This is a genomic window from Pseudomonas urmiensis (genome assembly GCF_014268815.2).
Taxonomy (GTDB): Bacteria; Pseudomonadota; Gammaproteobacteria; order Pseudomonadales; family Pseudomonadaceae; genus Aquipseudomonas; species Aquipseudomonas urmiensis.
Genome location: NZ_JABWRE020000001.1, coordinates 1857145 through 1881576, shown reverse-complemented (window position 1 = coordinate 1881576; position 24432 = coordinate 1857145). Strand labels below are relative to the sequence as shown.

At 63.0% G+C, this 24432-nt stretch carries 25 protein-coding genes; 18 read left to right on the top strand and 7 right to left on the bottom strand.

What is annotated here, in order from left to right; all coding sequences use genetic code 11:
* Positions 1 to 289: 289 nt before the first annotated feature.
* The gene (locus HU737_RS08335; protein WP_081742284.1) at positions 290 to 754 is read right to left on the bottom strand and encodes an Lrp/AsnC family transcriptional regulator; all 465 of its coding nucleotides are present in this window, start codon (positions 752 to 754) and stop codon (positions 290 to 292) included.
* A 117-nt stretch (positions 755 to 871) separates the two neighbouring features.
* Between HU737_RS08335 and HU737_RS08330 the strand changes: the two genes are divergently transcribed.
* Complete coding sequence (locus HU737_RS08330; protein WP_186553354.1) at positions 872 to 1591, top strand: AzlC family ABC transporter permease; 720 nt, start codon at positions 872 to 874, stop codon at positions 1589 to 1591.
* Positions 1588 to 1890 (top strand): AzlD family protein, encoded by a 303-nt coding sequence (locus tag HU737_RS08325; RefSeq protein ID WP_186553355.1) that lies wholly within the window; start codon positions 1588 to 1590, stop codon positions 1888 to 1890. Before HU737_RS08330 ends, HU737_RS08325 begins: the two co-directional genes overlap by 4 nt.
* A 123-nt stretch (positions 1891 to 2013) precedes the next feature.
* Here HU737_RS08325 and HU737_RS08320 read toward each other — a convergent pair whose 3' ends face one another.
* From HU737_RS08320 to HU737_RS08310, 3 genes are read right to left on the bottom strand one after another with little or no spacing between them, the layout of a single operon-like run.
* Positions 2014 to 2820, bottom strand: a complete 807-nt coding sequence (locus tag HU737_RS08320; RefSeq protein WP_186553356.1) for a DUF3618 domain-containing protein — start codon at positions 2818 to 2820, stop codon at positions 2014 to 2016.
* Entirely contained in the window at positions 2817 to 3245 is a 429-nt protein-coding gene (locus HU737_RS08315) for a phage holin family protein (protein WP_186553357.1), read from the bottom strand. The genes HU737_RS08320 and HU737_RS08315 overlap by 4 nt, the downstream gene beginning before the upstream one ends.
* On the bottom strand, positions 3245 to 3844 hold the full coding sequence (locus HU737_RS08310; protein WP_186553358.1) for a hypothetical protein: 600 nt from the start codon (positions 3842 to 3844) through the stop codon (positions 3245 to 3247). The genes HU737_RS08315 and HU737_RS08310 overlap by 1 nt, the downstream gene beginning before the upstream one ends.
* A 256-nt stretch (positions 3845 to 4100) precedes the next feature.
* On the opposite strand from HU737_RS08310, the gene HU737_RS08305 reads away from it, so the two are divergent.
* Positions 4101 to 4604: a CinA family protein gene (locus HU737_RS08305; RefSeq protein ID WP_186553359.1), complete on the top strand. Its 504-nt coding sequence runs from the start codon at positions 4101 to 4103 to the stop codon at positions 4602 to 4604.
* A 146-nt stretch (positions 4605 to 4750) separates the two neighbouring features.
* Positions 4751 to 5215, top strand: a complete 465-nt coding sequence (locus HU737_RS08300) for a PA2171 family ribosome-binding persister protein (protein WP_186553360.1) — start codon at positions 4751 to 4753, stop codon at positions 5213 to 5215.
* 131 nt (positions 5216 to 5346) lie between these two features.
* Here HU737_RS08300 and HU737_RS08295 read toward each other — a convergent pair whose 3' ends face one another.
* Both HU737_RS08295 and HU737_RS08290 read right to left on the bottom strand, forming a co-directional pair.
* The gene (locus HU737_RS08295) at positions 5347 to 5616 is read right to left on the bottom strand and encodes a hypothetical protein (protein WP_186553361.1); all 270 of its coding nucleotides are present in this window, start codon (positions 5614 to 5616) and stop codon (positions 5347 to 5349) included.
* 76 nt (positions 5617 to 5692) lie between these two features.
* The gene (locus HU737_RS08290; protein WP_186553362.1) at positions 5693 to 5932 is read right to left on the bottom strand and encodes a hypothetical protein; all 240 of its coding nucleotides are present in this window, start codon (positions 5930 to 5932) and stop codon (positions 5693 to 5695) included.
* Positions 5933 to 6305: 373 nt separating this feature from the next.
* Between HU737_RS08290 and HU737_RS08285 the strand changes: the two genes are divergently transcribed.
* The 10 genes from HU737_RS08285 to HU737_RS08240 all read left to right on the top strand — a co-directional run bounded on the left by HU737_RS08285 (position 6306) and on the right by HU737_RS08240 (position 18924).
* On the top strand, positions 6306 to 6743 hold the full coding sequence (locus HU737_RS08285; RefSeq protein ID WP_186553363.1) for an acetyltransferase: 438 nt from the start codon (positions 6306 to 6308) through the stop codon (positions 6741 to 6743).
* 216 nt (positions 6744 to 6959) lie between these two features.
* Complete coding sequence (locus HU737_RS08280; RefSeq protein WP_186553364.1) at positions 6960 to 8186, top strand: MFS transporter; 1227 nt, start codon at positions 6960 to 6962, stop codon at positions 8184 to 8186.
* Positions 8187 to 8363: 177 nt separating this feature from the next.
* Positions 8364 to 9851, top strand: coding sequence for a DASS family sodium-coupled anion symporter (locus tag HU737_RS08275; protein WP_202885247.1), 1488 nt, complete (start codon positions 8364 to 8366; stop codon positions 9849 to 9851).
* A gap of 98 nt (positions 9852 to 9949) precedes the next feature.
* A complete protein-coding gene (adhP, locus tag HU737_RS08270) occupies positions 9950 to 10960 on the top strand; it encodes an alcohol dehydrogenase AdhP (protein WP_186553366.1) in 1011 nt (336 codons plus the stop codon).
* Between the two features lie 233 nt (positions 10961 to 11193).
* Complete coding sequence (mrdA, locus tag HU737_RS08265) at positions 11194 to 13080, top strand: penicillin-binding protein 2 (RefSeq protein WP_186553367.1); 1887 nt, start codon at positions 11194 to 11196, stop codon at positions 13078 to 13080.
* 327 nt (positions 13081 to 13407) lie between these two features.
* Positions 13408 to 13968: an FMN reductase gene (gene msuE, locus HU737_RS08260; protein WP_186553368.1), complete on the top strand. Its 561-nt coding sequence runs from the start codon at positions 13408 to 13410 to the stop codon at positions 13966 to 13968.
* Between the two features lie 9 nt (positions 13969 to 13977).
* Positions 13978 to 15165 carry an acyl-CoA dehydrogenase family protein gene (locus HU737_RS08255; protein WP_186553369.1) on the top strand — a complete coding sequence of 396 codons (1188 nt, stop codon included), beginning with the start codon at positions 13978 to 13980 and terminating at the stop codon, positions 15163 to 15165.
* Positions 15166 to 15174: 9 nt separating this feature from the next.
* The gene (locus tag HU737_RS08250; protein WP_186553370.1) at positions 15175 to 16284 is read left to right on the top strand and encodes a sigma-54 interaction domain-containing protein; all 1110 of its coding nucleotides are present in this window, start codon (positions 15175 to 15177) and stop codon (positions 16282 to 16284) included.
* A gap of 156 nt (positions 16285 to 16440) precedes the next feature.
* The gene (locus HU737_RS08245) at positions 16441 to 17496 is read left to right on the top strand and encodes a GlxA family transcriptional regulator (RefSeq protein ID WP_186553371.1); all 1056 of its coding nucleotides are present in this window, start codon (positions 16441 to 16443) and stop codon (positions 17494 to 17496) included.
* A gap of 222 nt (positions 17497 to 17718) precedes the next feature.
* Positions 17719 to 18924: an NAD(P)/FAD-dependent oxidoreductase gene (locus HU737_RS08240; protein ID WP_186553372.1), complete on the top strand. Its 1206-nt coding sequence runs from the start codon at positions 17719 to 17721 to the stop codon at positions 18922 to 18924.
* A gap of 95 nt (positions 18925 to 19019) precedes the next feature.
* Here HU737_RS08240 and HU737_RS08235 read toward each other — a convergent pair whose 3' ends face one another.
* Positions 19020 to 19616: a TetR/AcrR family transcriptional regulator gene (locus HU737_RS08235; protein WP_186553373.1), complete on the bottom strand. Its 597-nt coding sequence runs from the start codon at positions 19614 to 19616 to the stop codon at positions 19020 to 19022.
* A 93-nt stretch (positions 19617 to 19709) separates the two neighbouring features.
* Here HU737_RS08235 and HU737_RS08230 point away from each other — a divergent pair, with 93 nt between their 5' ends.
* The 4 genes from HU737_RS08230 to HU737_RS08215 all read left to right on the top strand — a co-directional run bounded on the left by HU737_RS08230 (position 19710) and on the right by HU737_RS08215 (position 24432).
* On the top strand, positions 19710 to 20309 hold the full coding sequence (locus HU737_RS08230) for an NAD(P)H-dependent oxidoreductase (RefSeq protein ID WP_186553374.1): 600 nt from the start codon (positions 19710 to 19712) through the stop codon (positions 20307 to 20309).
* A 110-nt stretch (positions 20310 to 20419) separates the two neighbouring features.
* The gene (locus tag HU737_RS08225) at positions 20420 to 20926 is read left to right on the top strand and encodes a sigma-70 family RNA polymerase sigma factor (protein ID WP_186553375.1); all 507 of its coding nucleotides are present in this window, start codon (positions 20420 to 20422) and stop codon (positions 20924 to 20926) included.
* Positions 20923 to 21897 carry a FecR family protein gene (locus HU737_RS08220; protein WP_186553376.1) on the top strand — a complete coding sequence of 325 codons (975 nt, stop codon included), beginning with the start codon at positions 20923 to 20925 and terminating at the stop codon, positions 21895 to 21897. The genes HU737_RS08225 and HU737_RS08220 overlap by 4 nt, the downstream gene beginning before the upstream one ends.
* 96 nt (positions 21898 to 21993) lie before the next feature.
* Positions 21994 to 24432, top strand: coding sequence for a TonB-dependent siderophore receptor (locus HU737_RS08215; protein ID WP_186553377.1), 2439 nt, complete (start codon positions 21994 to 21996; stop codon positions 24430 to 24432).

Genomic DNA, 24432 nt, shown 5'->3' with positions numbered 1-24432 from the left:
GCTGAGCCCCCGGCGACGGCGGCCCAATAGTTGTGTTGTTGTCAGGGAGCACCTTTCGGTACCCAGGGCAGATCGCAAATCCATGGCAGGCATGGAGGTTGGTTGCTGACGAGCACTTTGTTTTTATCCGACTGTCCGCAGCGATCCCCAGTAAAACCGGGAGCCGCACCGCTGCGAGCGGTACGCAGCCAGTATGGCCAGCAGGTGAACCCACTCCAATATTCTGAAATGCATTTGTTGTTGCCTAAATCAGAACACACAACACTCGTTTATCGCAGGGCAGCTTCCTTCACACCGGCAACTCGGTGGTCAGCTTGATCTTCTCCATGGGCACCTCGGTCTTGACGTTCTGCACCACGCTCAAGCTGGTCAGGTGGGCGATCTGGAACCTGCGATAGGCCTCCAGATCCGCTGCCACTACCCGCAGCAGCAGATCGCAGTCACCGGCCATTACATGGCACTCGACCACTTCCGGCAGTTGCCGCACGGCTTCGACGAACTCATCAGTCGTCTCCTGATCCTGGCGCTTGAGCCAGACGCGGACGAACAAGGTCAGGCCCAGCGCTACCTTGGCCGGGTCCACCAATGCCACATAGCGCTCGATAACGCCCGCTTCTTCCAGCAAACGCACCCGCCGCAGGCATGGCGAAGCGGAGAGGCCGACTTGTTTGGCCAGTTCCTGGTTTTGCAACCTGCCGTCGCGTTGCAGCGCGCGCAGGATGCGTCGATCGATGGCGTCGAGCTTGATTGGCATATAAAACCCATGAATACGATTTAGTGGTAGCAGCTGCCAAATACTCACGCCCACAGCGCTACTACGCAACCCGATTTCAGCGATTCATTGGAATAATTCCCCTCCCTTGAGGTGACCATGAATACCCTTGAATCCCTACTGAACGATCCCCCCACAAGCACGCCGCACAGCGAACTGCGCCGTGGTGCGCTGGCTGCCCTGCCCGTCCTGCTGGGTTTCATACCGCTGGCGCTGGTGCTCGGCGCGCAAGCTTCGCAGCATCAGCTCAAGGCCGGCGAAGTGACGCTGATGACCGGGCTCAATTTCGGCGGTGGCTCGGAGTTCGCCGCCATCGAGCTGTGGACGTCGCCGCCAGCGCTGCTGGTGATTGTCGCCATGACTCTGCTGGTCAACAGCCGCCACCTGCTGATGGGCGCGACCTTGGCGCCACACCTGCGTCACCTGCCCCTGAAGAACGCGCTCGGCGCGCTGTTCTTCATGTGCGACGAGAGCTGGGCAATGGGCTTGGCCGACGCCCGCCAGCGCGGCGGCTTCAGCCTGCCTTACTTCATGGGCGTGTCGCTGTGCCTGTGGACCACCTGGGTCAGTTTCAGCACCCTCGGCGTACTGCTCGGGCCGCTGCTGGGTGACCTGCACAGCTATGGCTTGGACATGGCCTTCGCGGCGATCTTCCTGGTGCTGCTCAAGGGCATGTGGAAAGGCGTACACGCCGCCCTGCCCTGGTTGTTCAGCCTGATCACTGCGGGGCTGTTCTACCTGATGATTCCCGGCGGCTGGTATGTGCTCGCGGGCACCCTGGCGGGTTTGCTCAGCGCCTACTTGTGGGCCAAGCCATGATCGACATGACCACCTTGGTGACCATCCTGGGCATGGCCGTGGTGACCTACCTGACCCGCGCACTGGGCTTTGTGCTGTTGCGCAAGCGCACCTTGGGGCCGCAACTGAGCCAGGTGATCAACGCCGCACCCGGCTGCGTGCTGATCGCCGTAATCGCGCCCAAGTTCGTCTCTGGCCACCCAGCGGACCTGATTGCCCTGGCCCTCACCGGCTACGCCGCTTCACGGTATTCGATCCTGCCGGTGGTGCTGTTCGCCATCGTCGTGACCGCTGCGTTGCGGGCGGCGCTGCCTACCTGAGCAGGTGCGTTGGCTCGCGTGCCAAAACAACCAGGGGATACTCCTCTGGTCAGCGCAACCGGGGCGGCTGCAGCGCCCCGAGCCGTTGCGCACAGTTTGTCTGCGGCAGCTAGATGTGAAACCTCATGACGGGAAGCCCAAGCCTGAGGAAAGGTCGCTATCCCCTGTTCTGGGCGTTGCATTGGGTACGTCCTTGGCAGTGGCTTCTCTGACGGTCTCCTGGACAGCCTCCTTGGCTTGAGCACCCTTGGCCTTCAAGGTCTCGGTCAAGCGGTCACTGCTGGCGCCAAATAACTGATCCTCTTTTCGCGTGCCGGGTAACGCCGCTCCCAAAGCTGCCCCCAGCGCGATCCCTAGCGCGGCCAGGACCAACGGCTGTTCCTTGAGCAGATGATCGAATTGCCCCTTCAAGGCCGTGGCCTGGTCGCCGAGCTGATGTGCGCTACCGCGCAGACTGTCTGCCGAATCCTGCATCGAGTCGCGCGCGTCTTGGCCCAGTTCGCCGACCCGATCACGCAGATCATGGGCCTTGCTACGCATGCTGTGGCTGGCATCGTGCAAGGCCTCGCCTGCGTGGGCCAAGGCGCCTTTTACACTGTCGACCGCCTCGCCGAGCTTCTCGCCCAATCCCGGTCCGTTCTGTGCAGGGCCGGGGTTGAACGGGCGATTCTGATTAAGGCCTAGCCAAGCCAGCCCTAGGACCGTAAGGGCGGTTGGCACCGGGTTGTTCTTCAGCGTGGTGCCCAGGTTATGGAAAAATTCCCCGCCATTGCCCTTGCTGTAGGCAAGCACCTGATCCATCAGTTGCCCGGGGCTCAGACGCTGCTCCAAGGCATCGACCAGATCGCTGATGTGTTCGCGCTTGGCATTGATTTCCTGCTCGAGCACGTCAGGGTCTTTTTGCGTGTCCTGTTCGAATGAGCTATTCATGGCATTTTCCTCTTCAACGCATCCTTGTCCTGCTGCATGGCATGCAGCGTGCGATCAGGTGTCAGCTGCGAAGGCTCGAACTGTTTCTTGCCCGATTGCAGCATGATGAAGCCGATAATCACGGTCACGGCGCCGACGATAAGCGCCGCCAGCCAAGGCGCTACCACCATGGCCAGGGCATACACTGCGGCCAGCAGCAGGATGATCAGCCCTGCCAATAACACCATCGCACCTGCAGCGACCGCCGCAGTACCAGCCTTCAAGGTACTGAGGTTGTGCTGCAACTCCGCCTTGGCCAGGGCCAGTTCCTTGCTGAACAGCTCGGGGACTTCGCGCATCAGCTGGCGCAGCAAGCCGCCTACGCCGACCGGATCGTCAGCGGGGGTGTGCAACCCTGGGGTCGCCTGTAGAGGGTCCTTGTTCATCATTCACCTCCTTTGAGCGGATCACGCTCCAATGGTCCGCCGCTCACTGGCGTACCGGCGCCCATCCCGACTGGATCGACTGGGGTATAGGGTTTGTGGGTAGACACATCGCTGGCGTGGTCCGGGTGCGCAGCCGTGCTTTGATAGGGCTCGCTGGCACCATAGGCGGGAGTCGGCGCAGCGTTGGTTGTGGCAGGGTTGGCGCTGGCCCGGAGAAACCGCGACAAGGCAAAGCCGATCGCCACGCTGCCGGCGAGAAACAGCGCCGGATTATCCCGCGCCAACCGAGACCCTCGGTGCAGCAGGTCTTCGGCGCTCTCATGACGGATTTGTTCGGCGAAACTGCCAATGCACTCGGCGGCCTGACCCAAGTACTGGGAGAGCCCCAGGCTATCACCGCCTTGCAACGCCGACGCTGCCGAGCGTGCACCTTGCTTGAGTGAGTCGAGCTGGTCAGCGGCGGTGTCGCGGTAGTGCTCGAACTGCTCATTGCCTTGAGTCTTCGCCTCATTGAGCAGGGCCCCTGCTTCATCGGTAATGGCGTGCAGGTGATCCTGGGTGCTGCTCGGCGGTGCAGCCGAGCCTTGATCGCGTTCCATGGTCATGTCCCTCGCAAATGATCAGCCGGCGGCTGCCGGATGAAGTGCCTTCATTCGGGGGACGCAGCGCTGGTTCATGGAGTTCAGTCAGAGTGATCGGTAACCCTTAGCCCCAGCGCTAAGGGCTTGCGCGGGGTTTACTGGCGAGCAATACACTGGGTAGATACGCGGTTGCCGATACGCGGTTGCCGTCGATTGGCGTGAACCAAATCAGGGCGGCTACCGTCCACCGCTAAACAACCGGCGAGTACCTCAGATGCCTAAAGACACCGTCGTGGCCGCACTCGACTACCTCAGGCATAACGCGCTGCTATTGACCACGGCCGAATCCTGTACGGCCGGCTTCATGGTGGCCCTGCTGGCCGAGATTCCCGGGACCGGCGAAGTGCTCGAGAGCGGCTATGTGGTGTATTCGCCCAGCGCCAAGCAACGCCTGCTGGGGGTCAGCCCACAAACCATCGAGCGCTACGGACTGACCAGCGAAGCCGTTGCCTGGGAGATGGCGATCGGTGCCTTGAAAGACAGCACTGCCAATGTCGCTATCGCCACCACAGGGGTAGCCGGCCCGGAGCCTGAAGCCGGCATAGCGCCGGGAACGCTGTGTTTCGCTTGGGCATTTGCCGGTGAGCCGTTCGCAGTGTTCACCCGCAGCCGGCGTTTTTTCGGTGAGCGTGCCGAGGTGATGCACCAGGGGGCGGTGTTTGGTCTGACCCAATTGGCCCACTATCACCAACGCTGGCTGCGCGGCGAGCGCGCGTGAGGGCGTGGCAATGGACAACGATGAGCTCGTTTGCCGCCGACATGTGCGTGACACAACGCCAACCGTCAATGCTATTGAACGCTGTCGCTCAGTGCGGACTCCATCGAAGGTAATGCCTATTATCCCGCCTGCGATGAGGTCTTCGAATGAACGCTATCGAATTGCTGACGCAAGATCACAAGCTCGTGAAAAAGCTCCTGGAGGAGCTATCTACCACTACCGAGCGCGCGGTCAAGAAGCGCGGCGAACTGCTCCAACGCATCGAGCAGGAGCTGCAGATCCATACCGCGCTTGAAGAGCAGATTCTTTATCCGGCCATCAAGCAAGCCGGCGGCAGAGAAGAAGAGAAGTTGTATTACGAGGCCAAGGAAGAACACCGCACCGTCGATTCACTGGTACTCCCCGACCTGCTCCACACCGCCACCGACACCGTCGAGTTTGCTGGCCGGGTGAAGGTCATGAAGGAGCTGCTGGAGCACCACATCGAGGAAGAAGAGAGCGAGCTTTTCCCAACCGCGAAAAAGCTACTGGGCAAAGATGCATTGGAGAGCATGGGCCAGGCGATGCTGGCGCAGAAAAAATTGCTCAAGAACGAGCAACGCGCAGCTTGAGCGACGGCTTTAAGGTTGTGCGTGCGACTGATGCATAGGCGCACGCACAACCTGCGCTTCACCCACGCAATCTCGGCAGTTCGCGGTCTACAAGCGCTGCAGCAGTGGGTTTGCGCTAAGCGTGCTGCCTGTCAGCCATGCCGTCCTGCGTTTGGCCAATAATCCGCTCCGGCGATGGCAAGCAGGTAGTGTTGATCGGCCTCGATGCGCAAGTCGCGCCACTCTTGCCAACTCACCAGCCCGCATCGATCCATTTCGTCCGCGTGCCTGAGCAGTTGGTCGTGGTAGTCGTTCGGACACTCCATGCGCAGCTGCAAGTCTTCGAGCATTTGATACCAGGCAGCCAGCGCACGCAGTCGTGACTCGTCGTGTGCTGTGAATGATGCGCAGAAGACCTTCATTTGGACAGACCCTCAGAGTCAGTACATGCACTGTAGGCTGCGGGGCGTGTGAGCCGCACTTGCCTACATCCCCTTCTCAAGGCCGGTTTTTCTTCTCTGCTTCAGCCAGGCGCCGCTCGATTTCAAGTGTCTGCTGCTGTTGCTGCTTGATCGAAGTCGGCGTGATCACCTTGTCTACCGCTTCGGTATCTGGATCTGGCTGTTCCAGCACCGGATCGGGCGAAGGCTCGCCCTTTTGCGCCTGGTCTGAAGATATCGGCCGAGGCACTTTGTCTGCCAATTCACGATCAGCCAGATTGGGATCAGTGTGCTTCATGGCGGTTGTCCTTCAATGGGGTGTGTTATTCAGCAGAGCCCGACAGCGTGGAAAAGTTTGATTCAATTGCATCAGGTCCAGTAGCGTTCTGAGGTTTAAGCCCTTCCCGCGATCTGTCAGTGCCCGCTCCCGTGCTCGATAGTCGGCGCCAGGAGCGGTGCGCTGGCATTGAACTGGGCCAGCGCATCGCCGCAGCACCTTGACGCCCCAACAAGCACTTAGTAAATTCACCACCCCCTTCTTTTTCGGCCACCTCTTCAGTGCACCGCCCAGGCGTTAATTCGCGAAGCGGGCATACACGATGCCGAGTCCCCCACGGTCGCCAGGCACTGGCGCACCACGCTTCCGACATCCAGTGAATGAGGATGATTGCATGATCATTCGTCAGGCTAATGCTGCGGACCATCCGCTGCTGCTTAGCATTTGGCTGCGCGCCGTTCGCGCAACCCACCCTTTTTTGCAAGCGTCCGACATAGACGCCCTGCTCCCACAGCTACGCGATATCTACTTACCGGCAGTCGAACTGTGGGTTGCGGTTGATAGCGAAGATTCGCCACAGGGCTTCATTGGGCTCAACCAAGACCACGTGGAAATGCTCTTCATCGATCCGCATCTGCACGGTCAAGGCACTGGCCGTGCCCTGCTCGATTTTGTGCGCGAGTCGCGCAAAACACTGAGCGTCGATGTCAACGAGCAAAATCCGCAGGCAGTGGGTTTTTATCTGCATTACGGCTTCGTTCAGACTGGTCGCTCCCCCCTCGATGGTGAAGGGCGGCCGTTCCCGTTGCTGCACATGAAGCTGCCCGGTTGACGTCGTGACGGCCAATCGCCCCTCGCGTTGCGCGTACAAGCGACTCCTGAACACACGCCTGCGGGCGCTCTGCGCGGGGCGGTTCATCGATTGCGCTGATTATTACTATCGAGCCGCCTGCCTAATCGGCTGACAAGCCCGGCTCCTATAATCGCCGTCAATTTTCTGCGTTTTCTCGCCTGCTGCAGGCGACCTTGCACCTTGGAACTCTACACAATGCCAAGCGTCAACCAGGCCTCTGAAGGCCTTCTCGAACATAATCAACAGAGCGTCAGCCAGCAATGGCTGGCGATTCTCTCGGTCGCGGTGGGCGCCTTTGCCCTGGTCACCAGCGAGTTTCTCCCGGTGGGGGTGCTCAACGATGTCGCCAGCGACCTGGGCATCAGCGCCGGCCAAGCCGGCCTGATGGTTACCCTGCCCGGCATCATGGCCGCCCTCGCCGCGCCCTTGCTGTCGGTAGGCATTGGCGCGTTGGATCGGCGCTACCTGCTGATCGGCCTGACGTTGATCATGATCATCGCCAACGCGGTCGTGGCCTATGCCAGCGACTTCAGCCTGCTGCTGTTTGGCCGGGTACTACTGGGCATCAGCATCGGCGGTTTCTGGGCAACGGCAATTGCCCTTAGCGGCCGTTTGGCGCCCAAGGGGGTCGGCGTAGCCCAGGCCACTTCGATCATCATGGTCGGGGTGACCTTGGCCACCGTGCTGGGTGTGCCGGTGGGCACCTGGCTCAGTGGCTTGATGGGCTGGCGCATGACCTTCCTGGTCACCGCGTTGGTCGGTATACCGGTGCTGTTGGCGCAGATCTTCCTGCTGCCGCGGCTCAACCCCGACAAGGCGATTCGCATCAGTGACCTGCCAGCATTGTTCATCAACTCACAAGCGCGGGTTGGCTTGATCGCCGTGCTGCTGATTGGCCTGGCGCACTTTGCCGCATACACCTATGTCGCGCCGTTCTTCAAACAAAGTGCCGGCTTCGATGGGCCGACCATTGGCTCGCTACTGTTGCTGTATGGCGTGGCCGGGGTGTTGGGCAATATCTTCGCCGGTTTTGCCGCCAACCGCAGCGTGCGCCACACCTTGTTGCTGGTCGCGTTGCTGATCGGCGTGAGCACCGCGCTGTTCCCGTATTTCGCTACCGGCATGACTGGCGCTGCGATGCTGATCGCTTTGTGGGGCTTCGCCTTCGGCGCGTTCCCGGCCTGTGCAAGCATTTGGATGTTCGTCGTAGCGCCCAAGGACGTCGAACGCGGCATGCCGCTGTTCGTAGCCATGTTCCAGGTGATTATCGCGCTGGGCTCGTTCTTCGGCGGACAGATCGTCGACCAGCTGGGCAGCTCGGTGCTGTTGAGTTTGGCCACGGCGCTGGTCGGCTGCGGGTTTGTCACGGTGCTGGTGCTGGGGCGCAAGGTCAGTAACAGTCTGGCGGCCCAGCCCTGCTAGCAGCGACACCTCCCTAGGCTGCTGCGGCTCCATTCGCGGGACAGGTCGCAGCGGCTCCTCGGGCGCTGGCTTGCGCGTCGCGCTGACCACTCAGCCAACCCATGACCTGAAGCAGCTTTACCGCGCGCAACCCGCGCTATGCTGGCTAGCACCTTTATTGCAGCCAGTGAGCGAACCATGACGGACCATGCCTCACAGCAGCCCTCGCCTGCTGCTGTGCGCTTTCCACCCGGGCTGATCATCGCCTGCCTGGCGTTGGCCGGGGTCTTGTTCCTGCCGTTCCCCGACACCTTGCCTGTAGCAGGCCAGCGCATGCTGGCGATCCTGGTATTTGCCGTGATCGTGTGGATCACCGAGGCGGTTTCCTACGAAGCCAGCGCGATCATGATCACCTCGCTGATGGCCGTGCTGCTGGGCACCGCGCCGACCCTGGCCGACCCTTCGCTGAGCTACGGCTCTTCAGCGGGCGTGTCGATGGCGTTGTCGGGCTTTGCCAACCCGGCGTTGGCGCTGGTGGTCGGCGCATTGTTCATCGCCGCGGCGATGACCCATACCGGGCTGGACAAACGCATCGCCCTGGTCACCCTGACCAAGGTCGGTGCCAGCACCCGACGGGTATTGCTCGGGGCGATGATCGTCATCGTCCTGCTCAGCCTGGTGGTGCCCAGCGCAACGGCGCGCAGTGCCTGCGTGGTGCCGATCATGATGGGGGTGATCGCCGCATTCGGGGTGCCGGCGCGCTCCAACATCGCTGCCGGAATCATGATCATCGTCGCCCAGGGCACCAGTATCTGGAACGTCGGTATCCAGACCGCAGCGGCGCAGAACCTGCTGACTATCGGCTTCATGGACAAGATGCTGGGCGCGCGGGTGTCGTGGCTCGACTGGCTGATCGCCGGCGCGCCTTGGGCGCTGATCATGTCGGTGGTGCTGATCGTGCTGGTGTTGAAGCTGCTGCCGCCGGAAAGCGACAGCGTGCCCGGCGGCATGGCCGGGGTCAGCCAGAGCCTGGCCCAGCTGGGGCCGATGAGCGCCGCGCAAAAGCGCCTGGGTGTGGTCTCGCTGCTATTGCTGTTGGCCTGGGCCACTGAAGGCCGCCTGCACCCGTTCGATACCACGACCACCACCTACGCCGGCCTGGTGGTGCTGTTGCTGCCACGCTTTGGCGTGATGACCTGGAAGGATGTGCAAGCGCGCATCCCGTGGGGCACGGTGATCGTGTTCGGCGTCGGCATCAGCCTGGGTACCACCTTGCTCACCACCCAGGCCGGGCAGTGGCTGGGCGCGCAAGTGGTGCAGCACACAGGTCTGGATCAGCTCGGCTCGCTGGGCGTGCTGGCGGTGCTCGGCGCGTTTTTGATCGTCATCCACCTGGGGTTCGCCAGCGCCACCGCGCTGACCTCGGCGCTGCTGCCGATCTTGATCGCCGTGCTGCAAACCCTGCCGGGCGAGTTCAGCCGCATCGGCATGACCATGTTGCTCGGCTTTGTGGTCAGCTTTGGCTTCATCTTGCCGATCAACGCCCCGCAGAACATGGTCTGCCTGGGCACCGACACGTTCACCCCGCGCCAGTTTGCCCGGGTCGGCCTGTGGGTCACGGCGATCGGCTATGCGCTGCTGCTGGTGTTCGCCAGCACCTACTGGTCCTGGCTGGGGTGGATGTAAACCCGAGCAGGGTCATGCGCGCAGCCGACGCTTCACGGGTATTGGCTATGCTGACCCTGCAATAACTCAAGCTCACTCAGCATTACACGGAGGCATGTATGAAAGCTGCTGTTGTTGCCCAAGGGCGTCGCGTCGAGGTCGTGGACAAAACCCTGCGCCCGCTCAAACACGGTGAAGCGCTGCTGAAAATGCAGTGCTGCGGCGTTTGCCACACCGACCTGCACGTCAAGAACGGCGATTTCGGTGACAAGACCGGGGTGATCCTCGGCCATGAAGGCATCGGTATCGTTCAGCAAGTCGGCCCCGGCGTAACCTCGCTCAAGCCAGGCGACCGCGCCAGCGTGGCCTGGTTCTTCCAAGGCTGCGGCCACTGCGAGTACTGCAATAGCGGTAACGAGACGCTGTGCCGCGAGGTGAAGAACTCCGGCTATACCGTCGACGGGGGGATGGCCGAGTCGTGCATCGTGGTCGCCGATTACTCGGTCAAAGTCCCGGATGGGCTCGACTCTGCCGCCGCCAGCAGCATCACTTGCGCAGGTGTCACCACCTACAAGGCGGTGAAGATCTCCAACATCCGCCCCGGTCAATGGATCGCCATCTACGGCCTCGGCGGGCTGGGTAACCTGGCCCTGCAGTACGCCAAGAACGTGTTCAACGCCAAAGTCATTGCCATCGATGTCAACGATGAGCAACTGCGCTTTGCCAGCGAGATGGGCGCGGATCTGGTGATCAACTCACGGAGCGAGGATGCCGCAAAAATCATCCAGGAGAAGACCGGCGGCGCCCACGCTGCGGTGGTCACGGCGGTGGCCAAAGCGGCGTTCAACTCGGCGGTCGATGCCCTGCGTGCCGGTGGCCGCCTGGTCGCGGTAGGCTTGCCGCCAGAAGCCATGAGCCTGGACATTCCACGGCTGGTGCTCGATGGCATCGAAGTGGTCGGCTCGTTGGTTGGCACCCGGCAAGACTTGCTCGAGGCGTTCGAATTCGCCGCGCAAGGCAAGGTCGTGCCCAAGGTGACCCTGCGCCCGGTCGAAGACATCAATCAGATTTTCGACGAGATGCAAGAAGGCAAGATCAAAGGCCGCATGGTGATCGACTTCAGTCGCTGAACATGCCCTCGCCTCGGCATGGGTCAGCCAGCCTATGCCGGGGTATCGCTCGCTGCCTTACATGAACGAATCTTCATCTGGCCGGTAAAGCTACTGATAGCGGGCCGGACAGGCCAAACCTGCGCCCCGCCAGGCGGCGCGCGCCTTGAGCCTGGCGTATCGGTTGCGTAGCATCGCCGCCCCGGTCAACGTACCTGCCCTTTTGGTGGCGGTACTCAAGCTCAAGAGCGCGCATGCCCCAACCCATCCCCCTCAAAGACCACGAGAAAGAAAAACACCTGGTCAACCGCCGGTTGCTGGTCTGTGCCGGGCTAACCCTGGGCCTGGTGGCAGTGCTGGTCGGGCGGTTGTATGTGCTGCAAGTCCTGCAACACGACCAGCAGAGCGCGGTATCGGAAAACAACCGCGTGCACGTGCTGCCTATCGCCCCCGAACGCGGGCTGATCTACGACCGCAATGGCGTGGTGCTGGCCGACAACAAACCCAGCTTCAATCTGACCATGACCCGCGAACGCGCCGGTGATTCGGCCAGGGTGCTCGACGCCCTGGCGCAGATACTCGGGCTGGGCGAGGAAGATCGTGTGCAATTCGACAAGGACCTGCGCCGTGGCCGCAAGCCGTTCGAGCCGGTGACGTTGATGGTCGGGTTGTCCGAGGAGCAGATCGCGCTGATCGCCGTCAATCAGTTCCGCTTGCCGGGGCTGGAGGTCCAAGCGCAGTTCATCCGCGAGTACCCGCTAAATGAGCACTTTGCCCACTCGGTCGGTTATGTCGGGCGGATCAACGAGAAGGAGGCCAAGAGCCTCGACGCCACCGAGTATCGCGGCACCCAGTCGATCGGCAAGACCGGTATTGAGCGTTTCTACGAGCGCGAACTGCACGGCCAGGTCGGCTACGAGGAAGTCGAGACCAACGCCCAGGGCCGGGTCATGCGCGTACTGCGTCACCAGGACCCGACCCCCGGCAAGGACATCATCCTGACCCTCGACGCGCACTTGCAGCAGGCCGCTGAAAAGGCCCTGGGCGACCGACGCGGGTCAGTGGTAGCGCTCGACCCTGCCAGCGGCGATGTGCTGGCGATGGTCAGCAAGCCAAGCTTTGATCCCAACCTGTTCGTCAAAGGCATCAGCTTCAAGCAGTACGCCGCCCTGCGCGACTCGATCGACCGACCGCTGTTCAACCGGGTGCTGCGCGGGCTGTATGCGCCAGGCTCGACGGTCAAGCCAGAGGAGGCCATCGCAGGCCTGGACAGCGGCGTCATCACCCCGGCCAGCCGGGTGTTCGACCCCGGCTACTACGAGCTGCCCAACTATGCGCACAAATACCGCAACTGGAACCGCAGCGGCGATGGCTGGGTGGACATGTACAGCGCGATCATGCGCTCCAACGACACCTACTTCTACGACCTGGCGCACAAGCTGGGCATCGATCGCCTGCATGACTACATGGCCGAATTTGGCCTGGGCCAGAAGGTCTCGCTGGACATGTTCGAAGAAGCCGCAGGCTTGATGCCTTCAGCCCAGTGGAAACGTGCCACCCGCCGTCAGGCCTGGTTCCCGGGCGAAACGCTGATCCTCGGCATCGGCCAGGGCTACATGCAGGTCACCCCGTTGCAGCTGGCCCAGGCCACCAGCCTGCTCGCCAGCAAGGGTGTGTGGCACCGGCCGCACCTGGCAATGACCGTCGCCGGTGAGCAGCCGGTCGATCCGCATCCGATGCCTGATATCGTCCTGCGCGACAAGCGCGCCTGGGATCAGGTCAGCCAAGGCATGCAGATGGTCATGCACGACCCACGCGGTATTGCCCGGGCGTCCGCCGCCGGCGCGCAGTACCGGATTGCCGGCAAGAGCGGTACTGCACAGGTTGTCGCAATCCGCCAGGGTGAACGCTACAACCGCAACAAGACCCTGGAGCGCCATCGCGATAACGCGCTGTTCGTAGGTTTTGCCCCGGCTGATCATCCCTCGATCGTGGTGGCGGTGATGATCGAGAACGGTGAAGCCGGGGGCCGGGTTGCCGGGCCTGTGGTGCGCGAGGTGATGGATGCCTATCTGCTCGATGAGCAGGGGCATCTGAAGGCGCAGTATGCCGGTGGCGATCATACCTCGCCGCATAGCTGAACAACCTGGCGTGGGAGCGGGCTTGCCCCGCGAAGAGGCCGGTACATCTCAGCGCAAAATCCCTCACTGTTAAATCTCATAAACGAATAAGAATATGAATTCTTATTCTTTTTTATCCTGACGCAAATCCTCTATAACTCTCTGCACTGCACAGCCGCCAACACCAGGCCAACTGTTCGCAGCGCAACAGTTGATCAACATCCAGGCCCACAAGGCAACACCGGCTGCACAACGAAACGATGCAACCTGTTGATCTATATGGACATTTAAAATAGGCACGACGATTGCTCAAGCAAAGTCCCGCTCAACCTGACCTGGAGACTTGCCATGAGCACCCCGTTGAACGTCGTCGCTTTGTCCGGTGGCACCGGCCGCCCCTCGCGCACCTTGGCCCTGACCGAGGCCATCCTCGCTGAACTGAGCCAGCACCTGCACATCAAGGCGCAGCTAATCGAACTGGGCGATATCGCCCGCCCACTGGGCGCGGCGTTGTGGCGCAGCGAGCTGCCCGAGAGCGTCGAGCAACAACTGCGCCTGGTGGAAAAGGCCGACCTGCTGGTGGTGACCACGCCGGTCTATCGCGGCAGCTTCCCTGGCCACTTCAAGCACCTGTTCGACTTGATCGGCCAGGATGCGCTGGTCGACACGCCAGTACTGCTGGCAGCCACCGGCGGCAGCGAACGCCATGCGCTGGTCCTCGATCATCAGCTGCGGCCACTGTTCAGCTTCCTGCAAGCGCTGACCTTGCCCATCGGCGTATACGCCAGCCAGAACGAGCTGGCCGACTACCGGGTGACCAGCGAAGCTTTGGCTGCGCGCATCCGACTGGCCGCCGAGCGCGCCGTGCCGTTGTTCGCGGCTCACCATGCGCTGCGCAAAAGCGCCTGAGGAGCGGCCATGAATGCACCCGTGAAACCTGCCCAACGCCCTGCCCTGGCCATCGCCCAAGAACTGGCCGGGCAGTTTGCCCAGACCGCCGTCGAGCGTGACGAGCGCGGCGGCACGCCCAAAGCCGAGCGCGATGCCCTGCGCAGCAGCGGCCTGTTGTCGCTGGCCATCCCGAGCGCCTACGGCGGCCAAGGGGCCAACTGGCGCGACACCTTTGCAGTGGTACGCGAGTTTGCCCGCGTCGACAGCTCGATCGCCCACGTGTTTGGCTTTCATCACCTGATGCTGGCCACCGTGCGGCTGTTCTCCCGCCCTGATCAGTGGCAACCGTGGTTCGAACAGACCGCGCGCAAGCACTGGTTCTGGGGCAACGCACTGAACCCGTTGGATACCCGCACCCAGGTCAAGCACTTCGACGGCTGGTGTGAGTTTTCCGGGCAGAAGAGCTTTTGCTCAGGGGCCAGCGACTCGGAAATGCTCATCGCCTCGGCGGTGGACGAGCGTGCGGGCGGCAAGCTGCTGATTGCCGCGATCCCCAGCGGGCGCACCGGCATCACCCTGCACAATGACTGGAACAATATCGGCCAGCGCCAGACCGACAGCGGCAGCGCCACGTTCGAGCGTGTGCGCGTCGAGCATGACGAACTGCTGCTCGACCCCGGCCCGCTGAGCACACCATTCGCGGCCTTGCGGCCACTGATCGCCCAGTTGCATTTTGCCAACCTGTTCCTCGGCATCGCCGAGGGCGCCTTTGCCGAAGCACGCCAGTACAGCCTCAAGGAGAGCCGGCCGTGGTTCCGCTCCGAGGCCACCAGCAGCAGCGAAGACCCGTACATCCTGCGCCATTACGGCGAGTTCTGGGTCGGTCTGGAAACCGTGCGCCTGTTGATCGAGCGCGCCGCCGAACAGCTCGACCGCGCCTGGGCCAAGGAGCATGCCCTGACTGCCGAGGAGCGCGGTGACCTGGCCGTGGCCATTGGCACCGCCAAGGTCGCCGCCACCCGCCATGGCCTGGATATCTGCAACCGCCTGTTCGAAGTCACCGGAGCCCGCGCGACCCATGCCTCGCTGCGCTTCGACCGCCATTGGCGCAACCTGAGGACGCAAACCTTGCACGACCCTGTGGACTATCGCATCCATGAGCTCGGCGAGTGGGCCCTCAACGGCAAGCGTCCCGTCCCGTCTTTCTATTCATAAGGCACGCTCATGCAATTGCTGACCCTCCCCCCGTCACCGTCATTGGCTACCTCGATCAGGGCGACCGCACAGGTCTTCGAAGACCCCAGGTCGCAGGCGCTGCTCGCCCACTTGCAACAGGTCGCCCCCAGTGAGGCCAGCGTCCTGATCATCGGCGAGACCGGCACGGGCAAGGAGCTGGTCGCGCGCCACATCCACAACCTCAGTGGCCGACGCAACGGGCCGTTCGTCGCGGTCAACTGCGGCGCGTTCTCCGAGTCGCTGGTGGAAGCGGAGCTATTCGGCCACGACAAGGGCGCCTTCACCGGCGCCTTGGCAGCGAAGGCTGGCTGGTTCGAGGAAGCCAACGGCGGCACGCTGTTTCTCGATGAGATCGGCGACCTGCCGCTGCCGATCCAGGTCAAGTTGCTGCGCGTGCTACAGGAGCGAGAAGTCGTGCGCCTGGGCTCGCGCAAAAGTATCCCGATCAACGTGCGAGTGCTGGCAGCGACCAACGTACAACTGGAAAAGGCCATCAACGCCGGGCACTTTCGCGAAGACCTGTATTACCGCCTGAACGTGGTGACCTTGTCGCTGCATCCGCTGCGCGAGCGGCCGGGCGACATCCTGCCATTGGCGCGGCACTTCATCCGCAGCTACAGCGAACGCCTGAGCTATGGCCAAGTGGAGCTCAGCCCACGCGCCCAGGCCAAGCTGGTCGAATACAGCTGGCCGGGCAACATTCGCGAGCTGGAAAACGTCATTCACCACAGCCTGCTGACCTGCGGCAATGGCGAGATCCAGGCGCAAGACCTGCGTCTGTCGAACCTGCGCCTGGAACGTCAGGACGAGAGCACCGCGCGTGCATCCAGCGGCGATGCGGTCGAAGATCTGTTGCAACTGGCCTTCAGTCGGCTCTATGAAGAGCAGCCAGGCGAGCTTTACGAGAAAGTCGAGAACGCCCTGCTGCGCTCGGCCTATCGCTTCTGCCATTACAACCAGGTGCACACCGCGCAGTTGCTCGGCTTATCGCGCAACGTTACCCGCACCCGGCTGATCGCCATTGGCGAGCTGGTGGTCAACAAACGCCGCAATCAGGAGCAACCACTGGATAACCGCCTGGTGCGCTTGTCGATCTGACCGCTACCCCGGTGACTGGACACGTTGCACACTCACCGCGCTACGCGAAGCGCTTGTTGTTAGCGCTGGTGCAACACGCGATAAGCGCAAGGCCCGGCAGCCCGAGCCTGGAGTAACATAGGCACTCAACCTGATAGCCGCTCCGGACACCTGAGCATGACCCACGCAGCCAACGTTCCCGACACTGTCGCCACGTCCGTCAGCCAACCTCGCCTGGTGCTGTTCCTGGCCTATGCGCACATGGGCCTGCTCGACCTGACCGGCGCGCAAACGGTGTTCTGGGCCGCCAACAAGGCCTGCGCAGAACGTGGCCTGGCCGGTTATCGGGTGTGTACGGCCAGCGTGCCGGGTGGATTGATTGCAAGCGCCGAAGGTCTGCGGGTGCACACCGAGCCCCTTGAGCCACTACTGCTCGAACAGATCGACACCCTGGTAGTGCCCGGTGCGCCGGAGATCGTGCGCACCCTGCCTGAGCACGTCGAACTGGTCAGTTGCTTGCGTCAGGTCGCCGCCAAGGCACGGCGCACCGCCTCGGTGTGCAGCGGCACCTTCCTGCTGGCGGCCGCCGGTCTACTCGACGGACGCCGGGCCGCCACCCATTGGGCCATGTGCGATGCCCTGCGCCAGCGCTTTCCTGCCATCGAGGTGGATGCCGAGGCGATCTTCGTGCAGCAAGAGCAGGTCTGGACCTCGGCCGGGGTCAGCGCTGGCATCGACTTGGCGTTGGCCCTGGTCGAGGCTGATTGCGGCCGTGAGGTGGCGATGCAGGTGGCCCGCGAGCTGGTGGTTTTCCTCAAGCGCCCTGGTGGCCAGGCGCAGTTCAGCGAGTTGCTCAAGGCCCAGGGCGAGCACAGCGCCGCCTTCGATGAACTGCACCTGTGGCTCAATGAGCATTTGCACGATCCACAGCTGAGTGTCGAGCGCCTGGCTGGGCAAGCGTGCATGAGCCTGCGTAACTTCACGCGGGTGTACAAACAAAAAACCGGACGCACTCCGGCCAAGGCCATTGAAGTGTTTCGTCTGGAAGCGGCCCGGCGCCTGCTGGAAAACACTGACCTGCAGATCGAGCAAATCGCCCGTCAGTGCGGGTTCGGCAGCGAAGAACGCTTGCGCCTGGCGTTCCAGCGCCACTTGGCAGTGACCCCGCGCGACTACCGCGCACGTTTCGCCCGCAGCGTGCCCCTGGCCGAAATCCAGGGTTCTTTGGCCTAGGGCCAAACGCCCTGCGCGCCTAGCATCCAGCGCAACAAACTCAACACCTGCGTGGGCTGCTGCGTTTGTCGGAGCACGGCACGCACTTGCCAGGAGGGCCTATCATTTCCATCGGCCAGCCAACTGGAAAGGCGCCCCCTCTGCGTTTCGAGCGAGCTTTATGCGCGCCGTTCACGTGCCGTGCCCGAACTGATAATTCCAATAATCACCTGGAGCACAACGATGAAACAGATTCTTGTCATTGGCGCAGGCTTCGCCGGCCTATGGAGCGCCTTGGGTGCCGCGCGCCTGCTTGACCTGCAGGGCCGCGACGATGTGCAGATCAGCGTACTTGCGCCCAAAGCCGAGTTGCACGTGCGCCCGCGGTTTTATGAGCCCGACGTGCACACCATGGCCGCCCCCCTGCAAGCGCTGTTCGACGCGGTCAACGTGCGCTTTATCAAAGGCACCGCCTACCGCATCGATGAGGGCCGCCAGTCGGTGGCTTATCGTGATCCTTCCGGGGCTGAGCTGAGCATTGGCTATGACCGGCTGATCATGGCCTGTGGCAGCCTGCTTAACCGCCCTGCGCTGGAGGGTTTCGATCAACACGCCTTCGACGTCGACAAGATCGACTCGGCGACACGCCTGGAAGAGCACCTCAAGTCGCTCGCCTCCCAGCCTGACAGCCCAGCGCGCAATACCGTGGTAGTCGCCGGCGGCGGCTTTACCGGCATCGAGACCGCGACCGAATTGCCGACCCGGCTGCGCGCCATTTTCGGTGAGCAGGTGACCCCGCGCATTGTCGTGGTCGATCGCGGCGCGAAAATTGGCGCAGCGCTGGGCGCGGGGATCAGCCCGGCCATCGAGGCGGCTTCAACCGAGCTGGGCATCGAATGGATCTGCGGCGCCACCGTGGCCTCAGTCGATGGCGATGGGGTGCTGCTGGACAATGGCCAGCGCATCCCGGCCAAGACCGTGATCTGGACCGTGGGCTTCAAGGCCAACCCGCTCACCGAGCAGATCCGTGGCGAACGCGACCGCCAGGGCCGCCTGCATGTCGACGGCAACCTCAAGGTCAAGGGCAATGGCGCGGTCTATGCCGCCGGTGATGTGGCCTATGCGGCGTGCGACGAGGTCGGCAACTATGCGGTGATGTCCTGCCAGCACGCGATTCCGCTGGGGCGTTATGCCGGCAACAATGCCGCCGCCGAATTGATCGGCGAGGCGCCGATGACCTACAGCCAGCCCAAGTACGTGACCTGTCTGGACCTGGGCGCCTGGGGCGCGGTGTATACCGAGGGCTGGGATCGCCAGGTGGCGCCGCCTGAGGACCGATTCAAGGCCAAACAACTCAAGCAGCAGATCAACTCGGTGTGGATCTATCCGCCAGCGGCAGACAAGGTTGCGGCGTTGGCGGCGGCGGATCCGTTGATTCCGGTGGCGTGATCGATCCTGGGACCGCTGCGCGCTCCATCGCAGGCAAGCCCGCTCCTACAAAAGCCTGCGATGGAGCCTGCAGCGGTCCAGGGTCATAACTACGCTCACTGACGCCCCACCATCGCCACAATGGTCGCCTGCAACTCCTGCCTGGCCTGCTCCGCCGTCAACTCGCCCGCCGCTGCCGCCAGCGCCAACGCATCTGCCGCACCCACCAACACCCGCAACCCCGCCACGCCAACATCCCCACCTGGGGCAAACGGCGCCAGGGCCAGGCGACACTTTTCCAGAAACGGCCCTTCATAGACTCGTTTCAACGCTTCCATTTCCGGCGAACCCGCCAAGGCCGCGCTGACGCCCGGAATCTCTCGCCCTTGGCTCAGCACACAATCGACATAGGCCTGGGCAATCACCGCCGCTCGACTATGCACGTTCGGCTCGCAGTGCGCCAATGCCGCATCGAGCATGGTCGTCTGGCGCGCGTCGTACTCCTGATACAGCGCCGCCAACAAGCCGGTGCGGGTTTCGAAATGGTCATACACCACCGGCTTGGTGACCCCCGCCTGCTCGGCCAGGCGGCCCAGGCTCAGCGCATCGGTGCCCTCCTCGCGGACCAACTGCCAGGCCACCTCCAGCAACTGGCGGCGACGTTCGTCACGCGACAGGCGTTTACGCGGCGAGGTTTTTTCGGCGCTTGACATCGCTTACCTACCAAAAGTAACTTACTAATCGTAACTTACCTTGAGTATATAGCCCCTGTGGCTAGCGCGCACCCCTATCCTGGAGAATCGAGCATGAAAGCCTTGATCGTCATCGGCCACCACGACCCCGCCTCGCTGACCCACGCCCTCGCCGGGCAGATCGCCGAAGGCCTGGCCCGCGCCGGACACAGCAGTGAAATCGCCGACCTGGCCAGGGAAGGTTTCGATCCACGCTTCGGCCTGGCTGACCATGCGGTGCACCGCCGCTTGGCTGGGCCACCGGCCGATGTGCTGCTCGAGCAAGCACGGGTGGAACGCGCCGATGCCCTGGTGCTGGTGTACCCGATCTACTGGTGGTCGCTACCCGCGCTGCTCAAGGGCTGGGTCGAGCGGGTGTTCAGCAATGGCTGGGCGTTCGACTATCACCCCGACGGCAAATTGATCAAGAAACTGGGCGGGCTGCCGGTGCAACTGGTTGGGGTCGCCGGGGCCGATGCGGGGACCTTCGAACGCCATGGTTATGGGCAGGCGATGGTTACCCAGATCGAGCACGGCATTTTCGATTACTGCGGCGCGCGGGTGCTGGGTTCGACGCTGTTGGCGGACAGTGAGAGCGGGGACAATGCGGGCAATCTGCAGCGGGCGCGTCAGTTGGGGCTGCGGCTGTTCGAGGGGGTCGAGGCAGCGGCTTGAGCGCAGGAGCGCTGGGTCCGCTTTGCGGCCCCTATTGATTCCCATTGCGAGAGCACAACCTCCCCAGCTACCATTGAGAACGATTCACACTCACGATCGGATATCAATCGTTGGACAGCTCCTCGACCCGCAAGCTGGGCTTCTTTTTCAGCGACCATCACCGCTGGCTGCTCCAACACATCCACAAGCGCCTGCGCAATCGCGCCGATGCCGAAGACACTGCGGCCGAAGCGTTCTGCCAGATGCTCGGGGCGCGGGTCGATCCGGACAGCATCGAGCAACCACGCGCCTACCTCTCGACCATCGCCCGGCGGCTGATCTTCGACCGCCACCGCCGCCGTCAACTGGAACAGGCCTACCTCGAACGCCTGGCCCTGCTGCCCGAGCAGGTCGCCCCTTCGGCCGAAGAGCAGCTGCTCTTGATCGAAGCCTTGCTGACCATCGACCAAGTGCTCGATGGCCTGCCTGCAATCGTCAAGACCGCCTTCCTCTACAGCCAGCTCGATGGCATGAGCTATGTCGAGATCGCCAGCAAGCTGCAGCTGTCAGAGCGCACCGTCAGCCGCTACATGAAACAGGCCCTGCGCCAGTGCTACCTGTGCGAGCTGCAACCATGAGCGCGCGCACGCTGGACAGCATCAGCGAACAAGCCATCGACTGGATGGTCGAGCTCAATGCGCGCAGCCCCGATGCCGCCCTGTTGCAGCGCCTGCAGCAGTGGCTGGAGCAGGACCCACGCCACCAGCAGGCCTGGGATCGCCTGCAACAACGCCTGGCTCGCCCGTGCGCGGCGCTGCGCACGCTCGATCAACGCGCGCCGGGCCAAGCCAGTACCGCGCGTAACCTGCTGCTGCAGCCCACACAGTCGCGGCGCGAAGTACTGCGCGGCCTGGCCGGCCTTGGCCTGCTGGGTGGCGGCCTGTGGGCAGGCTGGCGCAGTGACACCGCCCAGGACTGGATGGCCGATCTGCATACCGGCGCCGGCGAGCGGCGCAGCTTCACCCTGGACGATGGCAGCCACCTGAGCCTGAACAGCGCCAGTGCCGTCGACCTGTTGTTCGACGCCGAACAACGTCTGCTGGTGCTGCGCCACGGTGAACTGGTGATCCAGGTGGCGCCCGATCCTAAGCGGCCGCTGCGCGTGCGCACTGCGCAAGGCCAGCTGCAGGCCCTTGGCACACGCTTTTTGGTCAGCCAGGAGCTCGACGCCACGCGGGTGGTAGTGCTTGAACACAGCGTGCGCGCCAGCCTTGTCGATGGCCGTCAGCTGGACGTGCAACAGGGCCAGGCTGCGCTGCTGCGCGCCACCGGCATCGAACCTCTGGCCAGCGAGCAACAGCAGCGCGCGGCCTGGCTCGATGGCCGCCTGGAAGTGCTCGACGAGCCGCTGCAGGCGGTGGTCGATGCGCTGCGCCCCTATCAGCGTGGCTACATCCGCGTGGCCCCGGATATCGCCACCTTGCGCGTACAAGGGGTATTCACCCTGGACCAGCCGCAACACGCCTTGGCCGCACTCAGCGAGGCCCTGCCGATCGAGGTCAAGCGCTATGGTCCGTGGCTGACCTTGATCGGGCCAAAACGCCAATAATGAAAATATTTTTGCAAATCATTCGTAATGGTGTCCGGTTTTCAAATTTCGTCCCACCTATCTCCTGACAGCCAACCTCTAAATCGGGAGTACACCGTGCACAACAACTGGCCCCGCGCCCTGCCCCTCGTCGTCGCTCTGAGCAGCTTCAGTGCCTTGGTCCAGGCGCAGACCCTGTCGTTCAACCTGCCGCCCGCGAGCCTGGCCACCACGCTCAATCGCATCGCCAGCCAGAGCGGCCACATCATTGCCCTGGAACCGGCGCTGGTGCGCGGCAAGCAGGCCCCGGCCGTGGTCGGCCAGATGAGCGCCGAACAGGCCATGCAGGCCGCCCTGGCCGGTAGCGGCTTGCAGTTGCGGGTGAGCGCCAGTGGCCACTTCAGCGTGGCCCCGGCCAGCGCTGGCGAGGACGTGATGGAGCTGGGCGCGACCAGTGTCACCGACAACTATCTCGACGCCACCAGCGAAGGCAGTGGCTCTTATGCGGCCCGCGCAGTGACCCTGGGCAAAGGCACGCACACCCTTAAAGAAATCCCCCAGTCGGTGACGGTGATCACCCGCAAGCAGCTCGACGATCAGGGCATCACCGACCTCAAAGACGCGCTCAACCACACCACCGGCCTGGTCGGTGCCCAGGGCATCGGCCCGGGCATGGTCATCACCTCGCGCGGCTTCCAGATCGATGACTGGCAGTACGACGGCGTACCCATCCCGCGCAACAACTACTCGCTGGGCAACTGGGCGACCCAGGACCTGGTGTTCTTCGACCGCGTCGAAGTCCTGCGCGGCGCCTCCGGCCTGTTGCAAGGCACCGGCAGCCCAGGTGGCGCGATCAACCTGGTGCGCAAGCGCGGCCAGGCCAAACCCACCGTGGCGATTACCGGCAAGGCCGGCTCCTGGGATCACTATGGCCTGCAGCTGGACGCTGGCGGTCCGTTGACCAGCGACGGCAAGGTGCGCGGGCGGATGGTGCTCGATGAAGACCAGAGCGACAGCTTCATCGATTACCAGTGGGGCAAGACCCACTCGCTGTATGGCGCCCTGGACATCGACCTGAGCGATGCCACTACCATCGGCGGCGGCATCAGCTACAGCCGCGAGCAATCCCGGCCGATGCTGCGTGGTATTCCCCGCTACGCCGACGGCAAGCCGGCCAACGTGTCGCGTTCGACCTACACCGGCGCCCGCTGGAGCCGCGCCGAGACCGACGTCACCACCTATTACCTGGACCTTGAGCACCGCTTCAACGACGACTGGACCTACAAGGCCGCGGCCATTCGCATGGACGAGACCAACACTTCGACCCACCAGCGCGTACAGACCACCGGCCAGGGCCTGAAGCCCGATGGTACTGGCATCACCTATGCCGACTGGATCACCGACTTCCACAACACCAAGATCGGCCTGGACATGAACCTGGTCGGGCACTTTGACACAGGCTCCGTGGCACACGAAGTGACCGTCGGTGGCAACTACTCCAAGCTGACCTCGGACGATGCCTACTGGCGCAACTTTGCCGCCGACCCCGATGACAGCATCTTCGACATCGACCATGGCCGCCCGGAACCCAGCCGTGACAGCTTGCTGGCAAGCAACATGGGCCGCGCCAACAAGGCCAGTTACGACATCCGCCAGAAGGGCCTGTACGGCGCCTGGCGCGTCAAGCCAGTCGAGGACCTGACCTTGGTACTGGGTACCCGCGTGAGCTGGTTCGACTACAGCTGGGACTCGATCGACTTCAATGGCCCGAACGATCCGGGCAATCGTTATCCCACCAGCCGCATGACCGAAACCGGGCAAGTCACCCCGTACGCGGGCTTTGTCTACGACCTGACTCGCGAGTGGGCCTGGTACGCCAGCTACACCGACGTGTTTATCCCGCAAACCGAACGCGCGGTCGGCAATACCCCGCTCAAGCCTGTGATCGGCAGTAACTATGAAACCGGCCTGAAGGCCGAGCTGCTCGACGGACGGATCAACACATCGATCGCGCTGTTCCGTTACGATCAGGAAAACCGCGCAGTCACCGATACCGCCTCGGGTTTTGCCTGTGACGACTGGTACTGCTCCACGGCCGCCGGCAAGGTCCGCAGCCAGGGCGTAGAAGCCGAGATCAGCGGCGAAGTGCTCAGCGGCCTGCAGTTGTTTGCCGGCTACACCTACAACACCACCAAATTCCTTGACGACCCGGACGAAGAAGGCCGCGTGTTCAGCCAGTGGACGCCCAAGCACATGCTGCGCGCCTGGGCCGACTATCAGCTACCGGTGGATGACCAGCGCTGGAGCACCGGCCTGGGCTTCACCACGCAAAGCCACACCCTCGGTTACGAACGTACCTACAGCGTGCCCGGCTACACCGTGTGGAGCGCACGCGTTGCCTATCAGCTGACCCCGGAAGTCAACCTGGCGGTCAACGCCAACAACCTGTTCGACAAGAAGTACTGGGTAGCGGGCTTCAACCAGCTCAATGGCAGCAACAACTACGGCGAGCCGCGCAACTTCATGCTGACGGTCAAGTACACGCCGCAGTTCTGA

Bases quoted from the DNA above. Each gene is read 5' to 3' on its own strand.
- HU737_RS08335 (WP_081742284.1), bottom strand. From the start codon at position 754: ATGCCAATCAAGCTCGACGCCATCGATCGACGCATCCTGCGCGCGCTG.
- HU737_RS08330 (WP_186553354.1), top strand. From the start codon at position 872: ATGAATACCCTTGAATCCCTACTGAACGATCCCCCCACAAGCACGCCG.
- HU737_RS08325 (WP_186553355.1), top strand. From the start codon at position 1,588: ATGATCGACATGACCACCTTGGTGACCATCCTGGGCATGGCCGTGGTG.
- HU737_RS08320 (WP_186553356.1), bottom strand. From the start codon at position 2,820: ATGAATAGCTCATTCGAACAGGACACGCAAAAAGACCCTGACGTGCTC.
- HU737_RS08315 (WP_186553357.1), bottom strand. From the start codon at position 3,245: ATGAACAAGGACCCTCTACAGGCGACCCCAGGGTTGCACACCCCCGCT.
- HU737_RS08310 (WP_186553358.1), bottom strand. From the start codon at position 3,844: ATGGAACGCGATCAAGGCTCGGCTGCACCGCCGAGCAGCACCCAGGAT.
- HU737_RS08305 (WP_186553359.1), top strand. From the start codon at position 4,101: ATGCCTAAAGACACCGTCGTGGCCGCACTCGACTACCTCAGGCATAAC.
- HU737_RS08300 (WP_186553360.1), top strand. From the start codon at position 4,751: ATGAACGCTATCGAATTGCTGACGCAAGATCACAAGCTCGTGAAAAAG.
- HU737_RS08295 (WP_186553361.1), bottom strand. From the start codon at position 5,616: ATGAAGGTCTTCTGCGCATCATTCACAGCACACGACGAGTCACGACTG.
- HU737_RS08290 (WP_186553362.1), bottom strand. From the start codon at position 5,932: ATGAAGCACACTGATCCCAATCTGGCTGATCGTGAATTGGCAGACAAA.
- HU737_RS08285 (WP_186553363.1), top strand. From the start codon at position 6,306: ATGATCATTCGTCAGGCTAATGCTGCGGACCATCCGCTGCTGCTTAGC.
- HU737_RS08280 (WP_186553364.1), top strand. From the start codon at position 6,960: ATGCCAAGCGTCAACCAGGCCTCTGAAGGCCTTCTCGAACATAATCAA.
- HU737_RS08275 (WP_202885247.1), top strand. From the start codon at position 8,364: ATGACGGACCATGCCTCACAGCAGCCCTCGCCTGCTGCTGTGCGCTTT.
- adhP (WP_186553366.1), top strand. From the start codon at position 9,950: ATGAAAGCTGCTGTTGTTGCCCAAGGGCGTCGCGTCGAGGTCGTGGAC.
- mrdA (WP_186553367.1), top strand. From the start codon at position 11,194: ATGCCCCAACCCATCCCCCTCAAAGACCACGAGAAAGAAAAACACCTG.
- msuE (WP_186553368.1), top strand. From the start codon at position 13,408: ATGAGCACCCCGTTGAACGTCGTCGCTTTGTCCGGTGGCACCGGCCGC.
- HU737_RS08255 (WP_186553369.1), top strand. From the start codon at position 13,978: ATGAATGCACCCGTGAAACCTGCCCAACGCCCTGCCCTGGCCATCGCC.
- HU737_RS08250 (WP_186553370.1), top strand. From the start codon at position 15,175: ATGCAATTGCTGACCCTCCCCCCGTCACCGTCATTGGCTACCTCGATC.
- HU737_RS08245 (WP_186553371.1), top strand. From the start codon at position 16,441: ATGACCCACGCAGCCAACGTTCCCGACACTGTCGCCACGTCCGTCAGC.
- HU737_RS08240 (WP_186553372.1), top strand. From the start codon at position 17,719: ATGAAACAGATTCTTGTCATTGGCGCAGGCTTCGCCGGCCTATGGAGC.
- HU737_RS08235 (WP_186553373.1), bottom strand. From the start codon at position 19,616: ATGTCAAGCGCCGAAAAAACCTCGCCGCGTAAACGCCTGTCGCGTGAC.
- HU737_RS08230 (WP_186553374.1), top strand. From the start codon at position 19,710: ATGAAAGCCTTGATCGTCATCGGCCACCACGACCCCGCCTCGCTGACC.
- HU737_RS08220 (WP_186553376.1), top strand. From the start codon at position 20,923: ATGAGCGCGCGCACGCTGGACAGCATCAGCGAACAAGCCATCGACTGG.